General features: G+C 61.1%; 7 protein-coding genes. All 7 read right to left on the bottom strand.

The window, feature by feature from the left end; genetic code table 11:
- Positions 1–129 precede the first annotated feature (129 nt).
- Positions 130–2,205: a type VI secretion system tip protein VgrG gene (locus ACN0UN_RS11320; RefSeq protein WP_417660074.1), complete on the bottom strand. Its 2,076-nt coding sequence runs from the start codon at positions 2,203–2,205 to the stop codon at positions 130–132.
- A gap of 15 nt (positions 2,206–2,220) precedes the next feature.
- Positions 2,221–3,729, bottom strand: coding sequence for a sigma-54 interaction domain-containing protein (locus ACN0UN_RS11315; RefSeq protein ID WP_417660073.1), 1,509 nt, complete (start codon positions 3,727–3,729; stop codon positions 2,221–2,223).
- Positions 3,730–3,739: 10 nt separating this feature from the next.
- A complete protein-coding gene (tssH, locus tag ACN0UN_RS11310; RefSeq protein ID WP_417660072.1) occupies positions 3,740–6,343 on the bottom strand; it encodes a type VI secretion system ATPase TssH in 2,604 nt (867 codons plus the stop codon).
- Positions 6,344–6,354: 11 nt separating this feature from the next.
- On the bottom strand, positions 6,355–7,362 hold the full coding sequence (tssG, locus tag ACN0UN_RS11305) for a type VI secretion system baseplate subunit TssG (protein ID WP_417660071.1): 1,008 nt from the start codon (positions 7,360–7,362) through the stop codon (positions 6,355–6,357).
- Entirely contained in the window at positions 7,326–9,116 is a 1,791-nt protein-coding gene (gene tssF, locus ACN0UN_RS11300) for a type VI secretion system baseplate subunit TssF (protein ID WP_417660070.1), read from the bottom strand. The genes tssG and tssF overlap by 37 nt, the downstream gene beginning before the upstream one ends.
- A 27-nt stretch (positions 9,117–9,143) precedes the next feature.
- Positions 9,144–9,530, bottom strand: coding sequence for a hypothetical protein (locus tag ACN0UN_RS11295; protein WP_417660069.1), 387 nt, complete (start codon positions 9,528–9,530; stop codon positions 9,144–9,146).
- Positions 9,523–10,679 (bottom strand): hypothetical protein (locus ACN0UN_RS11290; protein ID WP_417660068.1); only part of this gene is annotated, 1,157 nt, incomplete at its 5' end. The genes ACN0UN_RS11290 and ACN0UN_RS11295, both read right to left, overlap by 8 nt.

Raw genomic sequence — 10,679 nt, 5'->3', positions numbered from 1 at the left:
CGTATTGCAGCATCAGGTCAGATGCAAACAGCCCTTGGACCGGATTGGGCTTTGCCAAGCTGTCGAGAATGAGCAGCAGCTGCCGCTGCTCAGTCTGTTGCTCATCGAACCAATCATGGACTGTATCTATCATCGAGATGCTTCCACTTGGCACAATCCGTCCCTGCACGCTTCGCAAATCGGGCAACGACTTGCGCCGATCTGCCTGGCCTTCCGGGCTATCTGCAGCTGGGTATTAGCCAACGCCAGTTTCGGCTTTGTACCGGCCTTGTCCTGATCTGCTGCCCACGGAATCACCGGTGCCAGGATGCTCAGCCCTGAACCCTTGCCCGGTGCTCCCCCGGAGTTCATCTTGATAGTCGCGCCGCTCAAGGTCACGCCACTGGGATCAACTTTGAGGAAGCTACCGCCGCCAGCGGCGGTTAGCTCCATCCCCGCATCGATGATGACTTTGCTACCCGCGTAGTAGTGAATCTCGTTACCTGCCTCAATGAACTGCCCGGTGCCGATCTTCACGTGCTGGGTGTTACCCACGGTGAGGTGGTCGTTTACACGGATTTCGGTCTTTCGATCGGCATGGGTTGTGCGATGTTCTTCGGCCTTGAATTCGCTGTAGCTGTTGGCCTCGACGGTGTCGTGGCGCTCGTGGCCGACGCGGAGCTTCTGGTCGTGTTCGATGTTCTCGTCCCAGTCGCGCTGGGCGTGGATATAGATTTGCTCGACACCCTTGCGGTCTTCGATGCGCAGTTCGTTGTAACCAGCACCGCCGGGTGAACTAAGGGTCTTGAACACGCTGCGGGTCTTGTTTGCCGGCAGGCCATAGGGCACGACGTGCTCTTTGTGGTACAGGCAGCCAGTGACGAGGGGCTGGTCGGCGTCGCCTTCGAGGAAGGTGACCAGCACTTCCATCCCAACGCGCGGGATAGCTATGCCGCCGTAGCGGTCACCAGCCCAGCTTGTGCTGACACGCAGCCAGCAGCTGGTCTTGTCGTCGGCCTGGCCTTCGCGGTCCCAGTGGAACTGGACTTTCACGCGACCGTACTCGTCGCAGTGGATTTCTTCACCAGCAGGGCCTGTGACAACGGCAGTCTGGCTACCGAGAACCTTAGGCTTGGGATGCTTCAGGGCCGGGCGATAGGGCGCATGCCAGGGCGTCGCGGTGAAGTGGTTGCGGTAGCCTTGGGTGAAGCCGTCACGGGCCAGACTATCGCTTGTCACCGATTCTTCCAGCACTTGCGGCTGCTTGCCTTCATGGAGGATTTCGTTGAGCAGCCAGAGCTGGTTCCAGTCACTGAGCGGGTGGTCGGTCAACGCGAGAAAATGGCCGGTGACCAGCTGCGGTTGGTCGCTCTCACCTTCGGCTAATTCGTAGTCGCTGCGGTGGCGTTCAAGAGCGCGTTGGGACAGCTGCTTGCCTCGGGCTCGCTCGGTGAAACGGCCGGGGTAGTCGTAATCTTCTAGGTCCGGTTGGAACTCGCTGTGGAAGGCACTTTCCATGGTCAGGCGCGGTTTCTCGAAATCATAGTCGCGGCGAGTGACGCGGCTGGTGCGGGTCTCGACGCGCAGGCCGAAGCGCTTGACCACCGGCTCGTCGGCGACCAAACCGGAATCCTGCTGGTACGTCACCGGTGCGAGCTTGGGAAACCCCGTCTGGTCATCTCCGAAGACCAGCACATGGCCCGCCGCGCTGTGCTGGAAGTGGTAGTGAATGCCCTCTTCCTCGCACAGGCGCTGGATGAAGTGCAGATCGCTTTCGTCGTACTGCACACAGTAATTGCGCTCGGGGTAGACCGAGCCGAGGCCGAAGCGAAAAGCGTTGGCCTGGATGCCATGCTCTTCGAGCACCTGGCTGATGATCTTTTCCACCGTGAGGTGCTGGAAGATGCGCTGGTTGGTACGGTGGGATAAATAGGCCAGCTGCGGACGTAGGGTGATGTGGTAGCGGGTCAGGCGCTTGCCGGAGTCACCTTGGGCGACGCGGTGGATCAGGCCATGGATGCCGTTTCCGGCCGGCGATAGGGCCAGGAAGGCCGGCTGATGCAGCAGGTTTTCCAGGTCCATATCAGGGCGTTCGCTAACCAGTTCGAGCTCGAAGGCGAAGGGCTGAGAGAGCGCCTCGCGGCCCCTGAATTCTAGAACCTGCAGGTCGTGCTCGATGCCATCGATGGCGAGACTGAAGTGAGTTTCGTCGGCCGGGTTGAACATGTCTTCGGTCCGTCCTTAGAGGGATGCTGGGCTGATGTTCAGCCGTTCCATGCGATAGAGCAGGGTGCGGCGCGGCAAGCCGAGTTCGCGTGCGGCCTGACTCTGGTTGCCACCGCTGTTGCGCAGGCAGTCGATCAACAGGTTGCGCTCGACCCGCTCGAGCCGTTCGCGCAGGTTCAGCGTGCTGTCGAGTTCATCATCCAGCTTGCGCAGACTGAAATGCTCCGGCAGCAATTCGCCGGACTCGCAGAGCAGTACGGCACGTTCGACCAGCCCCTTTAGCTCCCGCACATTGCCCGGAAATCCATACCCGGCGAGCTGTTCCAGTGCAGCATCGGACCAGCGCACGGCATCACGTTGCAGAAAGCCGCAGGCGTTGTCCGCAAAATGCCGCGCCAGGCGCAGGATGTCTTGTCCGCGCTCGCGCAGGGGCGGCAGTTCTATCGGGAAAATGGAGAGCCGGTAGTAAAGATCCTCGCGAAAACGACCTTCCTCGACGCGCTTGTGCAGGTCCTGGTGAGTTGCAGCGACGATCCGGACATCGACCTTGTGGGTGCGAGTGCTGCCCAGCGGCCGCACTTCGCCTTCCTGCAGGACCCGTAGGAGCTTGGCCTGCAAGGTCAGAGGCATGTCACCGATCTCGTCTAGAAACAGCGTGCCGCCATTGGCCGCATCGAACAGCCCTTCGTGGTCACGATCAGCACCGGTAAAGGCCCCCTTGCGATAGCCGAACAGCTCACTTTCCAGTAAATGCTCCGGTAAAGCCGCGCAATTCTGGACGATAAAGGCCTGGCTGCGTCGCGAGCCGCAATCATGAACGGCGCGGGCAACGAGTTCCTTTCCCGTGCCGGTTTCACCGGTCAGCATAACGCTTACCGGGTTATGCAAGACCTTGCTGATCAGCCCGTAGACTGCGCGCATCCGTGGGCTGTCGCCGATCAGGCCATAGCCGCTGGCGCAGGGACGCGTCGATGCAGCGGGTGCGAGATCTGGTTGCCGAGTATCACGCAAGCGATTGAGCAGTTTGGCCTGGCCAAGGGCGAACCGGCCAAGGTTGGACAGCGTGGCCGAGCCCGCCGCGAGATCTTGATGGGTGTTGCTGGCAACCACCAGTAACCCGGCGGTATGGCCCTCAGCGTCCTGCAGCGGCAGGCACAGCAGGCTGCGCCATGGGCTCGATGTTTCTGGCAGGAAGCTGGTCTGGTGCAGGCTGGCATCGAGTGGCGCGATGCTCAGTTGCTGGTTTTGGCTGAGGCAATACTGCAGCAATTGTTCGTCGCGATAGTCGCTGGGCACGCTGGTCGCCTCGTGCCCCCGCGTTCCCTCCAACCATTCGGCCGAAAGCGTCAGGCGCGTGTGGGTTGCGTCGAGCACGTAGAGCTGAGCGAGCGAGCAGTGCGCCAGTTGTGCGACCAGTTCGGTGAGCCCATTGAGCCAAGCGTTCGTGTCGGTGTTCCATGCCAGCTCGGCGAAGCGCTCGAGCAGCGATCGCGGGTCAAATGTTGAGGGCGGTTCGACGAACATGGACGGGACCTTAAGCGAACTCACAGACAACTGCTCCGTCGCCGTCGAGCGTGGCGTGTACCCGTTGCAACGTTTCGCCACCAGCCATAGCGTCGAGCAGCCGGTCGACTACCAGCGGTTGCAGGTGCTGGTCGATGAGATGGTCGATCAGCCGCGCGCCGCTTTCGCTATGTGTGCAGCGCTCGGCCAGATGCGCCAGCAACGCCGGGCAGTGGCTGAACTGCAGCTGACGTCGTGCGAGGCGTTCGCCGAAGCGGGTGAGCTTGAGCTCCACCAGTTCATTCAGCACCTCACCCTCGATTGGGTAATAGGGCACAACGCGCATCCGGCCGAGCAGCGCCGGTTTGAAATGCTGCGTCAGTTGCGGGCGAATGGCCTGCTCCAAATCGTCTGCTGCGGGGCGCTGGCCGTTGGCGCAGAGACCGGCGATGCGGTCACTGGCCAAGTTGCTGGTCATCAGGATCAAGGTGTTGCGGAAGTTGATTTCGCGCCCTTCGCCGTCGTTGGCCACACCTTTGTCGAAGATCTGATAGAACACATTCATTACGTCCGGGTCGGCCTTCTCGACTTCGTCGAGGAGCACCACCGAATAGGGTTTCTGCCGGACGGCCTCGGTGAGCATGCCGCCCTCGCCGTAGCCCACGTAGCCTGGAGGCGCGCCGATCAGTCGGGAAACACTGTGTTTTTCCTGAAACTCAGACATGTTGATGGTGGTGAGAAAGCGCTCTCCGCCGTAGAGCAGGTCGGCAAGTGCCAGAGCGGTCTCGGTCTTGCCGACCCCGCTGGGGCCGACCAGTAGGAACACGCCCACCGGCGCGTCGGCGCGGTTTAGGCCAGCGGCGGTTGCACGCATCGAACGGTCCAGTGCCTCGACAGCTTGCGCCTGACCACGCACTCGCTGGCGCAGGTCGCTGGCGAAAGTCAGCACTTTGCTGTTGTGCTCGCGTGCCAGTTGCGAAAGCGGCACGCCGGTCCAGTGACTGATCACTTCGGCCACTAGGCGCGGGCACACCTCGAAGCTGACCAGGCGCTCGTGGGTCTGGGCGCTGGCCAGCTCGACCTGCACGTCCCGCAGCTCCGCTTCCAGGGCATTTATCTCCTGCGCCGTTTGTGTGGACGCTTCTTCAACGGCCGCCTGACGGGCCGACGCGCAGGCCTTGCGCAAGTCCAGTAGCCGCTCGGCGAGCTCGCGCTGGACAGACCAGCGGGTCTCTACTTGTTCGAGTTCGGCGCGTGCTTCGCTCAGCCGGACGTCTAAAGCGTCGAGCGCTTCGCGGTCTACATTCAATCCGGCATCGAGGTCCCTACGTACCGCTTCGCGTTGGCGTTCACCTTCTGCAATTTCTCCACGCAGGCGCTCCAGTGCCTCCGGTGCAGCTGCCAGGCTGATGCGCACGCGGGCGCAGGCGGTGTCCAATACATCCACCGCCTTATCGGGCAGTTGGCGGCCTGCCAGGTAGCGGGCCGACAGTTCTGCTGCGGCTACCACCGCATCGTCGCGCAGGTAGATGCCGTGGCTCTTTTCATAGACCGGCGCAAGGCCGCGAAGGATGGTCACCGCTTCGTCGACGGTTGGCTCGTGCAGCTGGACAGGCTGGAAACGGCGGGCGAGGGCCGGGTCCTTCTCGAAATATTTTTTGTATTCGCTCCAGGTGGTGGCGGCGATGGTGCGCAGCTCGCCTCGCGCCAACGCGGGCTTGAGAAGATTGGCGGCGTCGCCACTGCCTGCTTGGCCACCCGCACCGATCAGGGTGTGGGCTTCGTCAATGAAAAGGATGATTGACTTGGGCGAGCCTTTGACTTCATCGATCACGCCCTGCAGGCGGCGCTCGAATTCCCCTTTGACGCTGGCGCCGGCCTGCAGCAGGCCCAGATCAAGGGCCATGAGCTCGACGCCCTTGAGTATGTCCGGGACTTCGCCGGCCGCAATGCGCAGCGCCAGCCCTTCGACGATGGCGGTCTTGCCGACACCGGCTTCACCCACAACGATCGAGTTGCTTTTGCGCCGACGGGCGAGGATGTCGATCATCTGGCGGATGGCGCCATCGCGACATAGGACAGGGTCGAGCTTGCCGTCACGGGCCTGCTGAGTGAAGTTGTGGGTGAAGCGTGAGAGGTTCGATTCGCCGCTGGCAGTGGGGGTGCTTGCGGGTTGCTGCATTGGCTGTTGAGCCAAGGCGAACTCGCGTAGCCGCTCGGCGTTGAGCTTGGCCAGCAACGGTTGGTAGTGACTGCCCGCATAGCGCATCGGGTTGCGCAACAGCGCCAGGATCAGCGCGGCCTGGTCGATCTGGCTCTGGCCGAGTTCGAGGTTGCCGACCAGCAGGGCGTCCTGCAGCCACTGCACTAGTTCCGCGGAGAACACCGGATTGCGTGACTCGCTGTGCTCGCCACGCGGATGTAGCGCCTGGGCCAGTGTGCCGGGATCGACGTCTGCATCCTGCAGCGCTCGGTTCAGTAAGCCTTCGGGGCGCTCCAGCAAGCCGAGCAGCAGGTCTTCGACGAGTATCTTACTGCCGCCACGTACCACGCAGCGCTCCGCTGCGGTTTCCAGGTCATGCTTGGTCTGTGCATCCAGGGCTTGGACCAGTTGTTGAAGGTCTACGTTGATCATCTTCATCTTCCTTAATGAGTCTGGCTGCCCAAGGTGACTATGCCGTCGGCGCGCTCGCTGCCGAGCCAGCTGGTCCAGCCGAGGCGGCAGGTGTTCTCGGCGCCGATGCGCAGGTCACGAATGTCGTCCTGGCGCAATTGCAGTCGGATGTCATAGTCCAGCGGATCGCGCAGGGTGAAGCGCACCAGTGCGCAGAGCGGCTGATAGCCGGTGCCGACTGGCAGAAATTCGTGAAAGCGGTCCCAACTGAGTTGGCGGATACGGATGCGGAACTTGCCGCCGCGATCGCGCACCCGCTCGCCCAGCACCAGGCTCTCACCGAGCTGGCTGTTGGCGCGGCCGAGGCGGTTCTGCTGCTCGGCGAGAATCTCGACCTGACGCTCAAGGCACTGCTCGATGCGCAGGTCGGCGTGCTTGAAGTAGTAGCGCAGTACCGACTCGATCAAAGCCGCCGAGTGCGCGCGCAGGCTGAGCAGCCCCAAGTACGGCAGTAGGCGCTTCCAGTTCAACTCCGAGGCGGCACGGATTTGCTCACCGCCGAGGCCGATGAGGGCGAACAGCTGTTCGGACAGCGGGTCGCGTGCGCCAGTGCTGAAGCGCGCGCGGTAACGGTACTTCTGCCAGATCGGCAGAATCAGGCGCTGCAGACGATTGTTGAACAGGTCCAGAAATTCGCGTGTCGGGTTGCCTTCGGCGCTATCGCCGAGGGCCTGCTCACCATAGAAGGCAGGCAGTGGCGAGCCGGCCCCGAAGAGGCTGACCAGGTTGATCCGCAGTTGTGCGCGCAGTTGCCCATGCTCTTCGAAGAAGTGCACGCTGTCGACGTCGCTGCCGGGGAAGCCCAGGCTCGGGTTGGCCTGGAACTCGAGGTGCTCGTAGAGCGCCTCTTCGTCCAGGTCAGGATGGGCAGCTTTCAGACGGTCCATCACCAATAGCACACCCTGGAACAGGCTGTACTCGCGGATGCCCCGGCTGATCCGGTTTAGAGCAGGGGCTGCTGCCCCATACGTGGCGTCCATTGGTACACCTCTCCCTGTGTGCTCTTGACGCGCAGCTCGTGATACGAGTTGAGGCTTGCGTACAGCGCAAAGAATTCATTGAGTATCGAAGCAAAGAGGAACAGGTCTCCCTCGCCCAGATAGCCCTCGGGGTCCATCACCAGTTCCGTTCGCACGCCGCGTACCGGCAGGCCACGGTGCAACCGGTCGACGTGCTGATGTCCGATCTGCTTGAGCCCGCCGAGCAGGCGCTTGCTGACCTTTTCGGCATGCTGGTCGTAGTAACGGGGCAGGTCATAGGTCTCGAGAATGACCTTGAGCGCCTCGACATTGGCCAGCGACAGGTAGTTGAGCGACATGTTGCTGATCAGCTTCCAGAGGAAGTCGCGGTGCAGCGGTGGCGCGTAGCTCGGCGTCACGGCGCTGATGTTGCGAAAGGTCAGGAACTCCGGCGTATCTTCGCTGGGCAGACAGATATCGCCCAGGCGCAGCTGGCGCGGCAGGTTCTGGTTGGTACAGGTCAGCTCGATGGACAACGTCTCGTGTTGGTCGAGGTTGCGCAGGCCAAAGCTGAGGTAAGTCTCAAGCCCGTCGCCAAGCATCGAGGGTTGCTGGCGCACGCTGTAGTGCGGGCGCGCCACCGGCACGTCGAAACTGGGGTCGTGCTCGAAGGATTCGAACGGCACGTATTCCTCGTAGCCCTTGCCGCCGGGTTTCCAACCGGTGACGCGGTCAACCGAGAAGACGCCGCACTGGTTGCTGTCGAGCTCAGACGGCATCAGCAGGTATTGGTCCTGCTTGCCGTCGAGACGGATCGGGATGGCGTCGTGCTCGAACAGGTTGACAATCGGCGTGCAATACAGACGCACGTTATCCAGGGTCGGGCGGATCCGCTGCACGCCGGCCTTGTGGATGTCGAAGCGCAGCTCGAAGCCACGAGCCTGCTCCAGGACTTCCTGCGGCAGACGCTTGAGCGCGTCAAGACCCTGGAGGTCGACGAAAAGGAACTTCTCCTGGAAGGCGAAGTATTCCTGCAGGTAGCGATAGCCCCGGAAGGTGTTGAGCGGGTAGGGGATGAGCGCCTGATCTTCGGCAAAGCCCACCGGCTGCAGCTTCGACGGATCGAGTTGCAACGCCGGCAACGCCATACCGAAACCATCGGTGAACGGTTTGCCCTCAGCATCCAGCGCAACCAGTTGCACACCGTCGAGATGACGCAAAAGGCTCAGGTAAAGCATCTGGCTGATGTAGCGCTCGCCGGCCAGGTGCAGGCGCAGCTGCTTGAGGTTCAACTCGCCGAGATGCCCGTCGGTCGTCATCTGCAGACGCAGGCTCAGCAGCGCTCCACCACCCTTGACCGAATAGTCCAGCCCGTCGAGCGCCAGCGGTAAAACCTCGGTGGCGTAGGCGGTGCGAAAGCGGCAGGTCACGCCCTGAATCGGCTTGGATTCGACCGGCGTGTTGCGCGGCACCATTAGCGCAGGGCCGGGCCGTTTGAGCGGATCGAATTGCAACATGCTAAACGCCGGCAGAGGGCGCATGTAGTTCGGCCACAATAGGTGCATCAACGAATGCGTCAGCTCCGGCAGCTCGTCATCGAGCTTCTGGCGCAGCCGCCCGGTGAGAAAGGCGAAGCCTTCGAGCAGCCGCTCAACATCCGGGTCGCGCCCGGCCTGACCGAGAAACGGCGCCAGCGCCGGGCTACGCTCGGCAAAGCGTTTGCCGAGCTGGCGCAGGGCGGTGAGTTCGCTCTGGTAGTAATGATTAAAAGACATTCGAAGCGCTCTTCCTTGGGCGTAGGGTCATGGACACAGGGCGGTGTCACGAATTTTCCAAGCGTGTATGGAGTTGCCTCTGCGTTCGTGATGCGAGCGTCCGAGCTGCGCAAGAAACCCTGGTTTGTCGAGCGAAAGCGAATTGCCATTCGCGGTGATATCGAGGCGATAGGTATCAGGAACGCTATTTTCCAACTCATCATTGAAGGATATGTACGACAGCACTTCGATGACTTCGCCAACCGCGACGCGCTTGTTCAATACGAACGGCTCTTTGGCGTTGGAATATTCATAAGCGGTGATATCGACCGGATAGCTGCAGAGATTTTCCAGGTCGGCGATAAACACCGTTTTCGATTGTGCTGTGCAACCTCCGAGAACGAACAGGGAAAGCAGGACGAGGTGCTTAGTCATCGAATTGCACCCGTGATAGCCAAAGCAGGCCTTTGACATCTTGTTCCGAGGCGACTGCGCGGTTCCAGTAATCCTGATAGCCTCGCGGGCCCCCCGGAGAATCTGAGTGATAGTGCATTACGTCTACGTCACCACTGCCCGGAACAGGGTGGTTAGCTACCGGGGATTGGGTTAGGACGGTAGAGGTTTCTTTGTGACACCAGGAGTACTCAGGAACCAGTCCGCCATCGCCGTACTCGTTGAGAATCAAGTGACCTACTTCGTGAGCGACAGTGTGTTCGAAATCGCCATCTGCGAAGCCCGCAGGATAATTGGCGGCGCTCCAGAAACCCTGGTTGTGATAGATCTTCTTGAACATGGCAAAACTGGTTGAGCGACCAAAATCGGCGCTCAGTGAGGAAATCAGCGGGAAATTCTTGGCGCTTGGTTCGGTGTTCACATCAGCCACCACCTTAACCTTGTAAACGCCTTTTGCCGTCTGGATAGGTGCGCCAACGCCTTGTGCGCGACTGCCGTCGCGCGACCAGTAACGTTCGATACCCGCCTTGGCCATGGCCAGCAACTCGGTGAAGGTTTTTGCCGTCAGGTTGTCGTCCTTCCCCGATACGCCTCCATCGGAAAAACTTGGCCGCAGGGTAATTTCAACCAACTGGGCCGAGCGATCGATTCGAGCATCGACCCACTCAATCTCTTCGGCGTTGTTGCTGAGCACGAGTTCTTCGATTTGTTGCTGACCACCCGTTACTGCCGTCAAACGCACCTTCAGGTTGGGGCTCTTTAGCACCTTGGTATCGAGCACTCCAGCCTGGTTGTAACCGTCCCATTGCCAAAAATGCTCGCCAGCGGGCAGCAGTGTGGCGGTGTTGGGTTCTGCATATAACAGGGTGCTGCCATCGAGTACTTCAAGCGTCAGGCTATCCGCAGGTTGCTTGCGATTGGTCACCAGAAAATCGATGGTTTCGCTGTTCTCCGTTGAACCATCTTTCAATTCCTTGAAATCAGGAATTTGTAGAGGCGTCAGGATGCGATTACCGCCGCGTTTCAGACTGAGTCGGTAGTCCAGCTCTTCGGTTGTTGTCTCCGCCGCTTGCGCCGCTGGAACCAAGGCGCCGGCCAAGGCCGTTCCCACCGCCGTTGCTGCTGTTGCCG

The organism is Pseudidiomarina sp., assembly GCF_048267825.1.
Classification (GTDB): domain Bacteria; phylum Pseudomonadota; class Gammaproteobacteria; order Enterobacterales; family Alteromonadaceae; genus Pseudidiomarina.
This window is presented reverse-complemented; position numbering and strand designations above follow the sequence as displayed.